The sequence below is a fragment of the Agrobacterium bohemicum genome (assembly GCF_001562555.1).
GTDB classification, from domain to species: Bacteria; Pseudomonadota; Alphaproteobacteria; order Rhizobiales; family Rhizobiaceae; genus Agrobacterium; species Agrobacterium bohemicum.
Genome location: NZ_KQ961036.1, coordinates 66,129 through 82,084 on the forward strand (window position 1 = coordinate 66,129; position 15,956 = coordinate 82,084).

Annotated in this window: 18 protein-coding genes and 2 pseudogenes; 12 read left to right on the forward strand and 8 right to left on the reverse strand. The window is 56.5% G+C overall.

Going from position 1 to position 15,956, the window contains the following annotated elements; all coding sequences use genetic code 11:
* The first annotated feature begins 211 nt into the window (after positions 1–211).
* Positions 212–685, forward strand: coding sequence for an Hsp20 family protein (locus ATO67_RS20030; RefSeq protein ID WP_067653265.1), 474 nt, complete (start codon positions 212–214; stop codon positions 683–685).
* Between the two features lie 76 nt (positions 686–761).
* A complete protein-coding gene (locus ATO67_RS20035; protein WP_067653268.1) occupies positions 762–1,061 on the forward strand; it encodes a DUF982 domain-containing protein in 300 nt (99 codons plus the stop codon).
* A 505-nt stretch (positions 1,062–1,566) separates the two neighbouring features.
* On the opposite strand, the gene ATO67_RS20040 is transcribed toward ATO67_RS20035, so the two are convergent.
* The 5 genes from ATO67_RS20040 to ATO67_RS23910 form a co-directional block, all read right to left on the reverse strand.
* Positions 1,567–1,770, reverse strand: a complete 204-nt coding sequence (locus ATO67_RS20040) for a hypothetical protein (RefSeq protein ID WP_067653270.1) — start codon at positions 1,768–1,770, stop codon at positions 1,567–1,569.
* Between the two features lie 71 nt (positions 1,771–1,841).
* A complete protein-coding gene (locus ATO67_RS20045; protein WP_067653272.1) occupies positions 1,842–2,081 on the reverse strand; it encodes a DUF982 domain-containing protein in 240 nt (79 codons plus the stop codon).
* A 75-nt stretch (positions 2,082–2,156) separates the two neighbouring features.
* Positions 2,157–2,399: a hypothetical protein gene (locus ATO67_RS23320; protein ID WP_173645952.1), complete on the reverse strand. Its 243-nt coding sequence runs from the start codon at positions 2,397–2,399 to the stop codon at positions 2,157–2,159.
* Positions 2,324–2,530, reverse strand: coding sequence for a SemiSWEET family sugar transporter (locus ATO67_RS20050; protein ID WP_245304050.1), 207 nt, complete (start codon positions 2,528–2,530; stop codon positions 2,324–2,326). Before ATO67_RS20050 ends, ATO67_RS23320 begins: the two co-directional genes overlap by 76 nt.
* 162 nt (positions 2,531–2,692) lie before the next feature.
* Entirely contained in the window at positions 2,693–2,884 is a 192-nt protein-coding gene (locus tag ATO67_RS23910; RefSeq protein WP_067653276.1) for a DUF2934 domain-containing protein, read from the reverse strand.
* 446 nt (positions 2,885–3,330) lie between these two features.
* Here ATO67_RS23910 and ATO67_RS20060 point away from each other — a divergent pair, with 446 nt between their 5' ends.
* Complete coding sequence (locus ATO67_RS20060; protein ID WP_067653278.1) at positions 3,331–3,945, forward strand: flavodoxin family protein; 615 nt, start codon at positions 3,331–3,333, stop codon at positions 3,943–3,945.
* Positions 3,946–4,012: 67 nt separating this feature from the next.
* Positions 4,013–4,621 (forward strand): exopolysaccharide biosynthesis protein, encoded by a 609-nt coding sequence (locus ATO67_RS20065; protein ID WP_067653280.1) that lies wholly within the window; start codon positions 4,013–4,015, stop codon positions 4,619–4,621.
* A 121-nt stretch (positions 4,622–4,742) separates the two neighbouring features.
* On the opposite strand, the pseudogene ATO67_RS20070 reads toward ATO67_RS20065, so the two are convergent.
* Positions 4,743–4,991: pseudogene (locus ATO67_RS20070) on the reverse strand (DUF4158 domain-containing protein); the annotation flags it as partial.
* A 235-nt stretch (positions 4,992–5,226) separates the two neighbouring features.
* Here ATO67_RS20070 and ATO67_RS20075 point away from each other — a divergent pair.
* Positions 5,227–6,330 (forward strand): IS110 family RNA-guided transposase, encoded by a 1,104-nt coding sequence (locus tag ATO67_RS20075; protein ID WP_067653284.1) that lies wholly within the window; start codon positions 5,227–5,229, stop codon positions 6,328–6,330.
* A 418-nt stretch (positions 6,331–6,748) separates the two neighbouring features.
* Here ATO67_RS20075 and ATO67_RS20080 read toward each other — a convergent pair whose 3' ends face one another.
* The gene (locus ATO67_RS20080) at positions 6,749–7,297 is read right to left on the reverse strand and encodes a TetR/AcrR family transcriptional regulator (protein ID WP_067653286.1); all 549 of its coding nucleotides are present in this window, start codon (positions 7,295–7,297) and stop codon (positions 6,749–6,751) included.
* A gap of 113 nt (positions 7,298–7,410) precedes the next feature.
* On the opposite strand from ATO67_RS20080, the gene ATO67_RS20085 reads away from it, so the two are divergent.
* From ATO67_RS20085 to ATO67_RS20105, 5 genes are all read left to right on the forward strand, one after another.
* The gene (locus ATO67_RS20085) at positions 7,411–8,199 is read left to right on the forward strand and encodes an SDR family NAD(P)-dependent oxidoreductase (protein WP_067653392.1); all 789 of its coding nucleotides are present in this window, start codon (positions 7,411–7,413) and stop codon (positions 8,197–8,199) included.
* A 54-nt stretch (positions 8,200–8,253) separates the two neighbouring features.
* Positions 8,254–9,351, forward strand: a complete 1,098-nt coding sequence (locus tag ATO67_RS20090) for an alkene reductase (protein ID WP_067653289.1) — start codon at positions 8,254–8,256, stop codon at positions 9,349–9,351.
* A 114-nt stretch (positions 9,352–9,465) separates the two neighbouring features.
* A complete protein-coding gene (locus ATO67_RS20095; protein WP_067653291.1) occupies positions 9,466–10,290 on the forward strand; it encodes an oxidoreductase in 825 nt (274 codons plus the stop codon).
* 50 nt (positions 10,291–10,340) lie between these two features.
* A complete protein-coding gene (locus ATO67_RS20100) occupies positions 10,341–11,201 on the forward strand; it encodes an alpha/beta fold hydrolase (protein ID WP_067653293.1) in 861 nt (286 codons plus the stop codon).
* A 31-nt stretch (positions 11,202–11,232) separates the two neighbouring features.
* Positions 11,233–12,237, forward strand: coding sequence for an NADP-dependent oxidoreductase (locus ATO67_RS20105; RefSeq protein ID WP_067653295.1), 1,005 nt, complete (start codon positions 11,233–11,235; stop codon positions 12,235–12,237).
* Positions 12,238–12,727: 490 nt separating this feature from the next.
* Here the strand turns inward: ATO67_RS20105 and ATO67_RS20110 are convergent.
* Positions 12,728–13,126, reverse strand: a pseudogene (locus ATO67_RS20110) (transposase); the annotation flags it as partial.
* Between the two features lie 186 nt (positions 13,127–13,312).
* Between ATO67_RS20110 and ATO67_RS20115 the strand changes: the two are divergent.
* The gene (locus ATO67_RS20115) at positions 13,313–13,573 is read left to right on the forward strand and encodes a hypothetical protein (RefSeq protein WP_157940908.1); all 261 of its coding nucleotides are present in this window, start codon (positions 13,313–13,315) and stop codon (positions 13,571–13,573) included.
* Between the two features lie 136 nt (positions 13,574–13,709).
* The gene (locus ATO67_RS20120; RefSeq protein WP_245304043.1) at positions 13,710–15,833 is read left to right on the forward strand and encodes a putative bifunctional diguanylate cyclase/phosphodiesterase; all 2,124 of its coding nucleotides are present in this window, start codon (positions 13,710–13,712) and stop codon (positions 15,831–15,833) included.
* The last annotated feature ends 123 nt before the right edge of the window (positions 15,834–15,956 follow it).

The window sequence follows — 15,956 nt, forward strand, 5'->3', positions numbered from 1 at the left end:
GGAAAGCGCCGCACTCGTCGGTGATCCGCTGTCGCTACGCGCTAATGTCGACGGCGGCAATAAAGCTCGATTTTTTCTTCCGAAGCTCTTGAACCCGAAATTTCGAAAAACCAAATCGATGACCGCCAGTCGCTGATAAAGGGCTGGCCTTGCTGGAGGTACCGTCTTTCGGCACTTCCGTACCCCATGTTGCTTCAAGGAGGATATGGCTATGGCAACATCTTACGACTACGCACCTCTTTTCCGATCGAGCGTTGGTTTCGATCGGGTCTTCAACCTTCTGGAAAATGCCCAGCGCGCCCACTCAATCAGCGACTGGCCGCCCTATGACATCGTCAAGACTGGCGATGACAGCTACCGGATCTCTGTTGCTGTGGCAGGTTTTGCGAAGGACGACCTCGACATCACTTTTCAGTCCAACCTACTGACCGTCACGGGCAGGAAGCAGGAGGCAGTAAATGATGGTTACCTGCATCGCGGCATTGCCGGGCGTCCGTTTGAGCACCGCTTCGAGCTTGCCGACCATGTCAGGGTGAACGGAGCGGATCTGGCCAACGGTCTTCTGTCCATCGATCTTGTTCGTGAGATCCCCGAGGAACTAAAACCGCGCAAGATCTCCATCGAAAGCGCACCCGCGCTGACATCGGCCGCTCCGGCGCAGATCGAAGCTCAAAAGGCCGCTTAATCTTCATTGTCGGCTCAACAAGAGGGTGCCGTCGCAACGGCACCCATCACCATTCCGGGTAGGGAAGGAGAGAACGATGAAACCCGATATGTTCAGACAACCCGTTTCCATTATGGTGGGCCTCGGCTTTCCGGCTGAGGTTCGAAGCGTGATGGACGCTTACCGACATCTTGTGGAATGGCCACCGTCACAGAGGAATAGCGCGCACTCAGTCGCGCTTAAGGCATGCAGTGCCGCGCTACGCGGTGAAATCGAAGCCGAGACGGCGCGCGGCTTTTTTGCTGCTTTTGCCGAGAAACACGATCTGATAGCGTCGGAAACAAACTCGATCGCTGCGTGGCGTTGGCGCCGAGACAAAGATCCGCACGTGCTGTGAGGTGACGGGATGATACACAATATGCACCAGAACGCTGCCAACAACGCGATGAAACTAACGGTCCTGTTTCAGGCATACAGATTCGGCGACAAGTGAAGCATTGAGAGTTCCGGCATTTCCGTTGATGCCAAACAGGCGATCTCCACCGCCTGGGGATCAGGCCGTTACGTTGTCAATCCGAAGCCGGTGCTCCATATTGCCGAAAAGATCAGAGCCTCATAACCCCACTGGCGGAATAGTATCTGATGGACTGTGCGTCCAAGCGGAACGTTCGATCGTCTGTTCCAGAGAGTGCGGCTCTCATAATGGGCCTAACCGGCGCGCACATTACAAGCGGCTCTGGCCCGGAACGCAGCTCTTGGACTGCGCCGGAATGTGACCAAATAACACATGCCGTGAGAACGATCGTTCCTATCTCATGTGTTGGCTCGTGCAATATGTTTCGCCGTGCCCACTTCTTGTGTCAGAAAGCGGAGGCGATCAGTGCCCATCTCGACTGATTCATCTACTCGTCGTCCCGCGTCTTAAGCGCATCGGAAATTTTTGTTTTCTCTGGGTGGGCGTTGTTTTCTCCCATCGCGTCTCGATCTTCGTCGGGGTCATCGTCCGGGGGCAAATAACCGCGCGGCCTGTTCTCAACCGGCCCTTCCCACCGGGGAGACTGATCGGTGGTTCCGGCAGCACCGTCCGTTGGATCGCCTTTTGCCATTTATATACCTCCTTTGTTAGAGACGGTCGCAACTGGATTTTGTCTCGATTGCGGACATCACCTGATCATGCTCAGTGAAGCAGATTGGCTTCACTGGCTGCCCGCAAGAAGGTCTCGCGAGCTTCCTCTGGGGACGTCCTGCCAGCGATCGCGGCACGACAGATGCTGCGAGCACGTACATATGCCGGACCTCGCAGGTCAGGCCACTCGTCGAGCAAAAAAATCAACGCTGCGAACGGCCCCTGGACTGTCTGACGTCCACTGACGGGCATACTGATTTGAACGGGCTCTCCCCATGCGGCAACCGGCATTTTTCTCCTCCTTGCTGAATGCGTGCCAAACCTAGCTGTTTCATATAGGTTCCCTGATCGGGGATTTTTTCTTTATCAGCCGAGTGGCGAGACAGGGGGCAACCGCCAGTTCCCGCTTTCGAGAACCAGAATGACGGCAGTTAAATTGACCGCTTCCCAAGCTTGGGTCTTATTCTTTAAAGGCACCTTCGGTCTGTTTGACTTGCAGTCCTTGACTAAAATTGGGCAGACAAGCGCGCCTCTTACGGCTTTAGCTTTTTCACGAGTATGACCAGCGACAACAGAAAACAGGCTGAATTTGTGAGGATAATCGGCCATTCGGCGCGCATGATGCCGAATGTTGTCCAAAGTGCAAAGCCTGCAACTGTGAGACAGTACATGCCCGTCGAAATCGCTCGAGTATCGTTGGTCTTAACAACTTTGCAGACTTGCGGGACAAAGCTTGACACCGAACAGATGGAGGCAAGGTATCCAACCAACAGAGCGGTATCCAATGATTGGTTCCTTTCTACCGATTCGTTAGTCGGAAGGGAAAGCCGGGGTGCCTCACGGCTTTACAAAAATATCGACGTTCTCGACCCACGTTCGTTCTGACGAGTTTGATCCACGGGCTAATTTCTACTGTCGTGTTTTCGGCTGGCCAGTATTTCCGAGCCGTCAGGGGATGCCTGGGTTTGGATCATAAGCTCGTATTCTTGGATGGCTTGAAACCAGTGTTCGCGGTCGCCCCCGTCTGTTCGCCCGTTTTCTTCCCAGAGTGCGTATGCGCGTGCGCTAATCCATATATCCCGTTTCTCATACATTGGTGCTGCTCGATCTTATATAGACAAAAGCCTAACTGGCAGGCCTTCCAACCGTTTACTGTCAGCAAAGTTCCTGAAGAATCGGGAGAGGCGATAATCGTACCCTGCAGCATGCAACTCTGAAGCAATGATCAAAAACCGAAGACTTCCGATTATGGAATTTAGTAACTCACGGGACATCGGAATAATGTTCATTCAATGCATCATTCACCTGGCGACATGAATGTGAGTTTTTCCCGCAGGCGCATCTGGGCGATTTACGGTCATCGGCATCAGATGGCCGGAGCCGGAGTTTACTCCCTGCGACGAGTGATCCCTTGAGACGCCGCGTCGATGTTTTGGGAACCAAAGACGCAGCGCATGGTTGGGATGCCAGTTGTTCGGCTCATCAGGCCCCCGCGTCTATGCACAGACTGCTGACCGTCCACAATCTTTCGGAGGTAGATATGGCACTGAAGGTTCTTGCCCTCAACGGCACTCTCAAGACATCGTCATCAACAGAGACATCGTCGACCGCTAGGATGCTTGACCTCATAGTGAAGGAATTCAAATCTTTCGATGCAGTGACAGAAACAGTTTGGCTGGCAGATCATGATGTCAAACCCGGTGTGACATCTGATGAAGGTGAGGGAGATGCGTGGCCCGCAATAAGGACCAAGATACTGAGCGCAGATATCCTTCTCATCGGCACTCCTATATGGCTTGGGCAGCCCAGCAGCGTAACAAAGCGTGCGCTTGAACGTATGGATGCTTTTTTAGAAGAGACCGATGACCAAGGTCGAATGGTTTCTTACGGCAAAGTTGCCGCTGTGGCTGTCGTTGGCAATGAAGACGGTGCCCATCACGTAACTGCCGAAGTTTTCCAGGCATTGAATGATGTCGGCTTCACGATTCCGGCAAACGCCGTCGCCTATTGGGTGGGTGAGGCAATGGGATCCACAAACTTCGCTGATCTCGAGGAAACGCCCGACACTGTAACGACAATGGTCGAAATGCTGGTACGGAACACGGCGCATCTCGCCAACCTCCTGCGAGGAAATCAATACCCAGGTGAGCAGTGAGGTCGCCCTGTGCAAGACAGCCAACGTCTTTGCTCGGCATTGAGCGCTCAGATTGTGGAAACGGAACATGACGTCCCCCGCTCACGCTGATCAACGACAGCAGAACCTCGGAGCTCTTCTCCGAGATTTGTATGCCCTTGCCAGCGACTGTGACAAACCAACGATCCATCACATAAGGGAAACAGTGGGCGAACGAAGTTTTGGGCCTTTTCTGACGATCCCGGCCATAATTGAGATAAGCCCGATCGGTGGAATTCCGGGCCTCCCAAGCGTCATTGCCATTATCATCGCTTCCTTCGCAGTCCAGATATTGCTGGGGCGAAAGCACCTTTGGCTTCCCCAGTGGCTCGAGCGAAGGACGATCAGTGGATCGCAGCTCAAGAGTGGACTTGAGAAGATCGTACCAGCATCGCACTGGATCGACAAAATTGTCTGGCCGCGGATGGAGTGGGCAACGAAATCACCCTTTCTACAGGGGCTCGCGGCGCTGATCATTCTCCTCTGCGCAACTGTACCCCTTCTTGAACTTATCCCGTTTGCAAGTACCCTCCCAATGGCGGCGGTCGCTCTCATCGGATTGTCGCTCATAGCACGAGACGGGCTGCTGGCATGCTCAGCGCTGCTGTTATCGGCTGGGACGGCATATGCAGTCTTCAGCAGTCTGTCTGGTTCGTAGGGATGCACACCCGATAAACACTCAACGTCCTTTCATCGTGCGAGAGGGTTCTGCAATCTATGGCCTTTTGACGGGTTTCTTCACGGCGTGCATCGAGCGAAAATGCTTCCGGGGCGGCTCAGATCTGATCAGCAACATATTTAATCATGGCGCGTACCGGAATTTCTTCTGCCCCGAGCACTCGACCCGGGTATCGCATCATGCATAGCTGAATGGCTAAGCCGAGCCTCTTAGAATTTAGTCTCCGCAGTCCGATCTCCAGGCGATCCGCCAATGACAACGAATAGTGTTGGATCAGGCTGTCCTCGTCGACTGGTATGTCGACAAGCTTTCGATGATCTTGATCTTTGAGAAGCCTGCGCCTTGCCATTGCTCGACTCCATCCATGACGAATCTGCGCTGAGCGTTGTCGAGTCGGGCCGGACAGAGAAACCAAAACTAGCGCATGTCGATGGCAATCCACAGAAATCCAATGCACAAGATCTAATCTACGGCATTGTTCATGCTCCGTTCTGCCTTAGACCCAATGACCGTCATTCCCTCCCAGTGCTGGGAGCGGTTTGGTAGCATAGGAGCTGTCCATGCTACCAACCAGGAGATTGACGATGACGCAGATGAAGTTCATTGGCCTCGACGTGCATAAGGAAACAGTCGCGGTCGCTATTGCCGATGCGACCCGCAACGGCGAGGTACTCTTTTACGGCACCATCCCAAATACAGCCGAATCTATCCGACGCCTCTTTGACAGGCTCCACCTCGCCGAAGTCGAACTCCACTTTTGCTATGAGGCTGGCGGATGCGGGTACGGGATCTACCGGCAACTTCGACAACTCGGCGCTCCCTGCGATGTGATCGCTCCGTCGATGATGCCGAAGAAGCCCGGTGACCGGATCAAGAACGATAGGCGAGACGCCGTTACGCTCGCGCGGTTGCTGCGCGCCGGCGAACTGACAGCGATTTGGGTTCCAGATGAAAGCCATGAGGCGATGCGTGATGTGGTCAGAGCCCGCCGACAAGCGAAAGGTGATCTGGTGGCAGCCAGGCAGATGCTGCTGGGCTTCCTGCTACGGCATGGACGCAAGTTTCCTGGAAAGACGAACTGGACTCGTTCGCATTGGCGATGGCTGGGAGAGCAGGCTTTTGGCTCACCTCAGCAGCAGTTCGTTTTCGGTGAGGGCATCAGGTGCATTGAAGAGGCACAGGCCAGATGCGATCGTTTGGACCAAATGCTTCGGGAAGCAATGACAGGTTGGTCAATGGCGCCGCTTGTGAAGTCCCTGCAAGCCTTGCGTGGCGTCGGTCTGGTGATTGCAGCGACGCTTGTTACCGAGATCGGTGACCTCACTCGGTTCCAAACGCCAAAGCATCTCATGGGGTGGCTTGGGCTGGTTCCTTCTGAAGCATCGAGCGGATCGCGAACGCGGCGTGGGGCGATTACGAAAACTGGCAATGCCGAGGCACGCGCCATGCTTGTTGAAGCGGCCTGGTCCTATCGTTTGCCTGCCCGAGAGGAGCACCGCTACCGGATGAGGGTCGAGGACCTTCCGGAGGAGATCAAAGCTATCGGCTGGAAGGCCCAGGCTCGACTGTGCCAACGGGATCGCCGGCTTTCGGCCGCAGGCAAGCCGCAACCGAAAATCATCACCGCTATAGCTCGCGAGTTGGCGGGTTTCGTTTGGGATGTAAGCCGCCACACTCACTTCGCATAAGAGAAACCAGGCTGGAGAGACTTCAGAGAGACATAACAACCTGACCGGCGTGCCGCGAAATCCAGGCATGATGTGAAATCCTCGCCGTACGTTGGGGCGAGCTTCGGCTTATGCCCGTACTTAGACAGAGGAAGGCCCGCGACGAACATGGGAAATGCGGTAGCCAATCCGCGGATGAGAGCATGATCAATCGTCGACCGATCGGATCGCGGCACACCTGTCAGGTTGAAATTCTACAACATTGGCGTAGAGTCGGTGCTGCAACTCTATGCGACTTTACCTCCATGACGATCATGAGAGCGTACGATTTCGGACTGCTCTTGTTCTGCCCCCTATCTAGATCGACAGCGAGCTGGTTCATCTGACAAAAGATATCCATACGCCAACAGGCGCTGCAAATGCGCCTTCGCGGATGCTCCTACTCCACCTGCGTGTCGATCCATGCCCGCGTCTGCTCCAGAACCTCGTCCGACAATTCAGGATCATCGACCGCCCTGGCTAGAATGACGGCTCCGACCATCGCTGCCCAGCTTCCGATCGCTGCACGGCGGGCGTCTGCTGAGCCTTGGTCTGGAAGCGCTTTCTGAATACGAGCGATCTGGGTGCGCAGTCCCTTGGCCATGACTGCTTTCGCTGCAGGCGTCTGATGGCGAATGGCCGCGGCGAGGCCTGCGGTCGGACAACCATTGCCGGGATTGTCCCGGTGGCGAGGCGCCAGATAGGAGCGGACGAAGCCACTGAACTCGCCGTCCCCAAAACTGTCTGCCGCAAGCGCATGCGCCAACGTCTGCGCGACAAGATCGTCCTTCGATGTGAAGTGGCCATAGAAGCCGCCATGGGTCATACCGGCGGCCTTCATGACCTCAGCGACGCTGACCGCATCGAACCCCCTGTCCTTAAACAAGTGGCTTGCGACGTCCAGAATCCGGCGACGGTTTTCCGCCATCTGTTCTCGACTGACTTTCATCTTCAAAATTCTCCGAGCTGGCCATTGACATTTACATGATGGCCGTCATATTTAAACACAATCATGATGATCGTCATGAATATAGGGTCAACCGTAGAAAAGAGCAATCCAAAATGACTCAGATTCCCTTAGTCTTGATCACCGGCGCCTCCACAGGGATTGGCGCGACCTATGCCGAACGGTTCGCACGCCGCGGACATGATCTCGTGCTCGTCGCCCGAGACGTTGTGCGCATGGAGGCGCTTGCAAGCCGTCTGCGCGACGAAACCGGCGTCGCAATCGACATCCTTCCTGCCGATCTCACCAAGTCTGAGGACTTGGCCAAGGTCGAGACCAGGCTGCGCGACGACGCCCGGATCGGCATACTTGTCAACAATGCCGGAACGGCGATAGGTGGAAGCTTCGTCGACCAGAGCGTCGATGACATGACCAAGCTCGTTGGGCTTAACGCAACCGCACTCGTCAGGCTTTCCAGCGCGATTGCTCCCCGTCTTGCCAAGGCAGGGGAAGGCTCGATCGTGAATATCGGTTCGGTCGTCGGCCTCGCCCCCGAATTCGGCATGACCGTTTATGGCGCGACCAAGGCCTTTGTCCTGTTTCTGTCCCAGGGACTTGCCCATGAGCTCGGATCCAAGGGTGTCTACATCCAGGCCGTTCTTCCCGCGACGACCCGCACCGAGATCTGGGATCACGTCGGCGCCGACGTGAGCGCAATGAGCAATGTCATGGAAGTGGGCGATCTGGTTGATGCCGCTCTCGTCGGCTTCGACCGTCGCGAACCGGTGACCATCCCTCCGCTGCACGACGGCGGCCAGTGGGACGCGCTTGATGGCGCGCGCAAAGCCATGCTCGGCAATCTCGTCAATGCAGTTCCCGCTGAACGCTATCGGACGCCGGCGTGAGCTTTCCGACGTCGATGAATCCACACCGATCCAGAGAAACATCACAGTGATATCATGACCAAGACCACACTCTTCCAACCCACCAGCTTAGGCGCAATCACGCTTGCAAACCGCATCGTCATGGCGCCGCTCACCCGCAATCGCGCCGGCGCTGGCTTCGTGCCCGGCGAGCTGACCGCCGGGTATTACGCCCAGCGGGCTTCGGCCGGACTGATCATCTCCGAAGCCACTCAAATTTCGCAGCAGGGACAAGGCTACCAGGACACGCCCGGTATCTATACCCAGGCGCAGATCGATGGCTGGAAAAAGGTCACCGCCGCCGTGCACAAGAAGGGCGGGCGGATCGTCCTGCAGCTCTGGCATGTCGGGCGGATCAGCCATGTCAACCTTCAGCCCAATGGTGGCGCACCAGTCGCGCCATCTGCAATCCGGGCGGAAGTCAAAACATTCGTCAACAACGGCTTCGTCGATGTTTCGGAGCCTCGCGCGCTTGAGCTGGAAGAACTCGCTGGAATCGTCGATGATTTCCGCAAGGCCGCCGCCAATTCCATCGAGGCGGGTTTTGATGGGGTCGAAGTTCACGGGGCCAACGGTTATTTGCTCGAGCAGTTCGCCAAGGACGGTGCCAATATGCGTACAGATACCTATGGCGGCTCCGTGGAAAACCGCGCGCGCCTGATGCTTGAGGTGACCGCTGCGGTGGCGCAGGAGATCGGACCCGAACGCACCGGGATCCGGATTTCGCCGGTCTCGCCCGCCAACGGTATTTCCTGCAGTGATCCCCAGACGCAGTACGATTACATTGTCGATAAACTCGATGCTCTCGGTATCGCCTACATTCATGTCGTCGAAGGTGCTACCGGCGGACCCCGCGACGTCGCACCCTTTGATTATGGTTCGCTGCGCCGCCGCTTCAGCAGAACCTACATCGCCAACAATGGCTTTGATCTCGAGCTTGCGACGTCGCATCTGGCCGATGGCAGGGCGGATCTCATCGCTTTCGGGCGTCCGTTCATTGCCAATCCGGACCTGGTGGAACGGCTACAGAGCGGTGCGCCATTGGCGGAAGTGAACGCGGCTAAAATCTTCGGTGGCAGCGCTGCGGGTTATACCGACTATCCCCGCTTTTCCGAAACAACGTCCGACAATTGAGCCATCACTGGCGCCGTACCTCGGTGCGGGCCCTATCATGCAGATCACCATTAACCCCTGACAATTCCCAAGGCTGTGCGGACTGATGTCGCAAGCCAGATCGAGAACAATGCTATGGCAACCTTCGCATCAAAAGGACAGAAGACTGCATTCGTGACCGGTGTCTCAAGCGGCATCGGCAAGGCGGCGGCTTTGGCGCTCAGCCGGGCCGGTTACTGGGTGATCGGCACGAGCCGCAAGGTGGCACCCGGCGAGGTACGCGACGGTATCCGCATGGTCGCCTGTGACGTCACCTCGGACGCTTCCGTGGCTGCGGCCGTGGCGTTTGCACATGTTGAACTCGGTCGCATCGACCTGTTGGTCAACAATGCCGGCTATGCCATCTCCGGCGCTGCAGAGGAAAGCTCAATCGAGCAGGTTAGGGCACTGTTCGACACCAATTTCCTGGGCGTCGTTCGGGTCACGAACGAGGTCCTCCCGATCATGCGCCAGCAGGGCAATGGGCGAATCCTCAACATCGGCTCGGTTGTCGGGCTCATTCCCGGCCCCTTCGGTGCGCACTATACGGCTAGCAAGCACGCAATCGAGGGCTATTCCGAATCCCTGGACCATGAGGTGCGACCATTCGGCATCCGTGTCGCGGTGATCGAGCCATGGGCGACAAAGACGTCTATCGAAGCCAATTCCCCGCAGGGCGATCGTCCTGTCGCGGCCTATCGCGACACATTCGCCCGGTATCAGGCTGCGTTTGCCAAAGCTATGGCAGGTGGCGACACGGCAGATGACGTCGCAGCGACCATTGTTGCGGCGGCGCAGGCCAGGAAGTCAAAGCTCCGCTACCCCTCGGGCAAGGATGCTAGACAGACGGCGTTTGCCAGACGGTTCCTGCCACGCGCGTTGTTCGATCGCATTTTGCGCAAGCAGTTCAACATCGCCTGAGGACCCAACGTCCCTCAATCTGCCCCAACACCGGTAAACAGCAAGCCATCATGACAGTCACATCCGTCAGGACGACATCGCCACCCCGCTACTGCGACGCTCCTAACCGCTTCGTCGCCGTTGACAACATCCGCGCCTATCGTGAGCTCGGCCCACGCGGAGGTGTCCCGCTGGTTCTGCTCAATCACTGGGGTGCGGTGCCGGACAATTTCGACCCGCAGATCGTTGATGGACTTGCTGTCTCTCATCACATCATCGCGCTGGACTATCGGGGGATTGGCCTTTCTGATGGAAGGGCTCCTCTCACCATCGAAGAGATGGCCCGCGACGTAATCGCCGTCGTTGGCAAACTAGGCTTCACTGCGGTTGACGTATTGGGCTTCTCGCTGGGTGGCTTTGTGGCCCAGGACATTGCGCTTAAGGCTCCCAACCTGGTGCGCAAACTGATCCTGACGGGAACGGGTCCTGCGGGTGGAGCCAGCATTGCAAAGGTGGGCGCCGTCTCGTGGCCGCTGATCTTAAAGGGCATGCTGACCCTGCGCGACCCCAAGACCTACCTGTTCTTCACCTCGACCTCAAATGGGCGTCGGGCAGCGAAGGACTTTCTGGAACGGTTGAAGGAGCGACCGCTCGATCGCGATAAGAACCCGACACCCCGCGCGTTCCTCCGCCAGCTTGCCGCGATCAAGGCATGGGGGCGTCGGCCACCGCAGAATCTAGGACGCATTCGTATTCCCGTTCTCGTGGCCAACGGGCATCATGATATCATGGTGCCGACGTCCAACAGCCGCGATATGGCGCGACGCCTTCCGCATGCTGAACTCGTCATCTACCCGGATGCCGGCCATGGTGACATCTTCCAATACCATGCTGAGTTCGTGCCGAACGCCCTGGCTTTCCTGGCTGCCTGACCCTGATAACGTTTTACCCCGGAGAGAACCCGTGAAAGCCTTCGTCGTCGACAAATACAAGAAAAAGGCCCCGCTGCGGCTGGCCAACATGCCTGATCCGGTCATCGGCGCCAATGATGTGCTGGTTCGCATCCAGGCCACCGCGATCAACCTTCTGGATTCAAAGGTGCGTGACGGCGAGTTCAAGCTGTTCCTGCCCTATCGCCCGCCCTTCATTCTCGGTCACGATCTGGCCGGAACGGTTCTTAGGGCTGGCGCCAATGTCCGGCAGTTCAAGGCTGGTGACGAGGTGTACGCTCGTCCCCGTGACGGTCGGGTCGGCACCTTTGCAGAAATGATTGCGGTCGATGCCGCAGACCTCGCGCTGAAGCCGACAAGCCTCTCCATGGAGCAGGCCGCTTCGATCCCGCTCGTCGGACTGACCGTCTGGCAGGCGCTCGTCGAGGTGGGCAAGGTCAAGCCTGGCCAGAAGGTGTTCGTTCAGGCAGGTTCTGGTGGCGTCGGCACATTTGCAATCCAGCTTGCCAAACATCTCGGCGCGACAGTTGCGACCACCACCAGTTCGGCGAATATCGAGCTTGTGAAATGCCTCGGCGCTGATGTGGTGATCGACTACAAAAAGCAGGACTTCGAGCAGGTACTGTCCGGCTACGATCTCGTGCTCAATAGCCAGAACGCCGAGACGCTGGCAAAGTCGGTGAACGTGGTGAAGCCGGGCGGTAAGCTGATCTCCATTTCCGGACCACCGGATGTATCGTTTGCCAAGACGCTGAAGCTGAACCTATTCTTCCGCTTCGTCATGCGGATGCTCAGCCGCAGCATCCTGAAGAAGGCAAAGAGCCGCGGCGTCGACTATTCCTTCCTGTTCATGCGCGCGGATGGACAGCAACTGGGAGAGATCGCCAAGCTGATCGACGCGGGTGTGATCCGCCCTGTCGTGGACAAGGTGTTTCCATTCGCGCAGACGGCGGACGCCGTGGCCTATGTCGAAACTGGGCGCGCCAAGGGAAAGGTTGTCGTTGCCGTTTCGAAATGACCGCAAGGCCCGTCATAGGTTGCTTTATTCAGAGCATAATGTCCGCTTCCATTGCCCAAGGGAGAGGAGCGGACATTCTCCTTTTGACCCCCTTCCGGACATTTCCAAATGAATCAGGTGCTTGATCTGCCGCGTCTGTCTGCCAGCTCGCATCCGAAGTAATAGCAGGTCGATGGTACGTATCCTTTCACATCAGGAATTTTGTCAATTGTTCATTCGCGTGGCATCGAATTACTCCTTCGTCGGCGGATCCACGGTCTGAGCCCATAGCAATTACCGGCCCGGTTCTTGGGCCTATACATCACATCCGGTCGCCGCTCTCACGCGGCTGCACCATTATCCAGCTTTCGACGGGCACGGGCTCAGGAGAACGGGGCCAAACTCAAGGTCGGCGTTTAAAGCCAAAAGGATAGCCGGTCCGTTCACCTGGATCCGTCAGGACTGATCAGGCCCTGAGGATTAGAAACTGTGTTTCGGCGCAGTTTGTGTTTCAGGCGTTTTTCATGATTGCACCTTCGATTACGACGCAGGAGTTCACGTACTTCCAGAGTGCAACCAGCAACTTACGAGCAAGCGCCACGATCATCGGCGTTTTTAGGCGGCCGGCGTTACGTGCAACGCGTTCCTTAAACCACGGCGTTAAAGTTGATCTCGGTTGGTGGCGCAGCCATAGCCAGGCGAGCTTGACCATCCTTGCCTGCAATCGCGGATTTCCCGCTTGCGAGACCCCTTGTTCGCGATTGACGTTGCCGCTTTGCCAAGGGGAGGGCGCAAGGCCCGCATAGGATGCGATTTGCCGCCGATTGTCGAAGTGTCGGAACAAGCCTTCCGTGTAAAGTATCGTAGCGAACTCTGGTCCTATTCCTCTGATGCCCAAAAGCGCGGTCGCTTCTTTAGGCGTTTCCGACGTCTCGTGGACGATTGTGTTTCGGCGAGCCATTTGACACCGCCATAGGCACCGAAGGATGACCCCGGCGGGGCAGCAAAAATTGATACACTTCCGGACCATGCTGCGTAGCATATGGGGTCACCCTTCTGCGTCGAAAGGGGTCAACCTTGGAAGCCGGATGACACTTTGACATTCTATTCCCCGATCGTTGCCGTCGAATCGATTCAGTTCAAGCCGGTTGGCTACGACAGTATATTGGTTCGGATTTGGCAGATCACAGCGCAAGGCGCGTGCACTCGCCCTCCCGTTGGAAGCTATCCCCATGAGATGAAGGATGTTGCGATCCGCATTGACCTCAACCACAAACGTGGACAGCACCTCGACTACGACGCTCATTGCACGCTAGGTAAGCTGGTGATTTGTAGTGAAGGAAAAGAGGATCGTTAACTCTGTCCATTCCCTCAGCCTTAACCCAGATGCTGTACGCTTTGTCCAACGAAAAGGCAGATGGCGCATGATTAGGCAGTCACAATGGTTCGCGAAATGGGGGCTCCCGGCAAGCGTGTCCGCTTTGGTTGGAGCGATGCTACTCGGCACCCTTTACTGGTCTGCCGCCGAAATTGACGAGGTTGCTGCGGAACGGCAGAAGGGTCTAGCCACCCTCATCGTTTCAAAAATTCGATCTTCTGTCGCTCATGATCAAGAGAGTGCCACCGTGTGGGACGACGCGGTGATCAAAACGAAGGACCGTGATCAGGATTGGCTTGACGTGAACCTTGGGCGGTGGATGAACACCTACTTCAGCCATGATGCCGCCGTCGTACTTTCCGCCAATGGGCTTCCTATCTACCAGTATATTTCAAAATCAGCCAGCACGGCGTCATCAGAAGACCTTCGCTTGGCTTACAGTCCGCTGGCAGAACGGCTGCGCGAGCGGCTGGCCGCTGGAGACCAAGAGGGCATTTCGGACAAGGTCCTGTCAATTGGCGAGAGTGATCTGACCTATGTAGGGAAACGACCTGCTGTGGTCAGTGTCAAACCGATTATGTCTGACACAGGTGAGATCGAACAGCAGGCGGGCGAAGAAAACCAGCATGTTGCGGTGCGGTTTCTGGATCGAGACTTCCCATCTGAAATAGGTAACGAATACCAGTTCGCTGAGATCCAGTTCACAACGGAGATGCCGCGCGACAAGCGCCACTCCCATATCGCTCTCACCTCGAAGTCCGGAAAGGTGATAGGGTACTTTAACTGGCATCCATTTGAGCCGGGAAGAAGGGTTTTGCAGGCAACCCTCGCCGTCATCGGACTTGCTGTCACTGGCATATTCATCGCCGCAAGCTTGGCTGGAGATGCAATCTGGAGACGCTCGGTCAAGCTGAATTCCAATCGGCAGGAGCTCCAACATCTGGCATTGCGTGACAGTTTGACGGGACTGGCAAATAGGACACATTTTAACAGTGAGCTCGAGGCAAGGCTACAAAAGGCATTGCCTGAGGACCTATTGAGCGTGCTTTTTATTGACCTCGACCGGTTCAAGGGGGTCAACGATACCTTTGGACATCCAACAGGGGACAAACTCATTTCCTTAGTTGCTGTGCGAATGCGGGACATTCTTCCGGACGCTCTCATTGGGCGGATTGGAGGTGACGAGTTCACGGTCTTCCTCGAAAGGATGAAGGCGGACGACGTCGCTGCCATTGCAGAAAAAATAGTCGTGGGCCTGCGCGAGCCATTTGAAATCGACGGGGCCTATGGCTCCATTGGTGCGAGTGTCGGTGTGGCGATTGCGACAGGTGCGAATGTAGATGCTGTCGAACTGACGAGGCAGGCGGATATCGCGCTCTATCACGCAAAAGCAGCGGGGCGAAATACATATGCGGTGTTTGGCGCCCATATGGACGAACTCCTCCGCACCCGCCGAAAACTGGAGCATGACCTTCGCGAGGCGTTGGCAACGGGGACGCAGATTGAGGTTGTCTATCAGCCGGTCTACTTTGCTGACAGCGCGGGGCCGTGCTCGCTCGAGGCTTTGGCGCGCTGGAAACACCCAGAGCTAGGCCCTATTGGTCCCGATGTGTTCATCCCGCTCGCGGAAGAGATCGGCCTCGTTAACAAGATTGGAGCTCACGTTTTGGAGGACGCCTGCAGCCTGATCGCGGTGTTCCCTTCAATCAGTGTAGCCGTGAATGCATCCACCTCCGAACTCGCTTCCGCTGGCTACCCACTGCGGGTTCTCTCTAGCCTGGCCAAATGGGGGATCGAACCGGCTCGATTGGAAATCGAGATAACAGAGAGCTTGGCCATTAATAGTGAGGAGGATACTGAGCGAAACATCGCGATGCTGAGAGGGGCAGGGGTAAGGTTTGCAATCGACGATTTTGGCACCGGGTACTCTTCGTTCTCAAGGGTTCAGAACGTGACTGTCGACAGGCTCAAGATCGACAAGTCGTTTATCGCCGGGATGGGCGAGGGCCGGAACAGCGCGATTGTCGAAGCGATCATCAAGATGGCGCGTGCCAACGGGCTACAGACAACGGCCGAAGGGGTTGAAACCAACCAGCAGAGAGATGCACTGAAATCATTGGGCTGCGATAACATCCAAGGGTTTTTGATGTCGCGCCCAATAGCCCGATCAGAAGTTACGGCGCTTCTGCAGATGGCTGCCTTAACACCAAGCAGGGCCGCTTCGTCGGCCGCTTGCTAAGTTGCAGGGTACACGAATACCGATGTGCATTGTCGCTGGTTGCTTGCGTGGAGGCAGCATGATCGGGCCTTTCCGGAAATTAAGGGTCTATCAGTTTTGCGAAGCGACCGGCATGACGAGTAC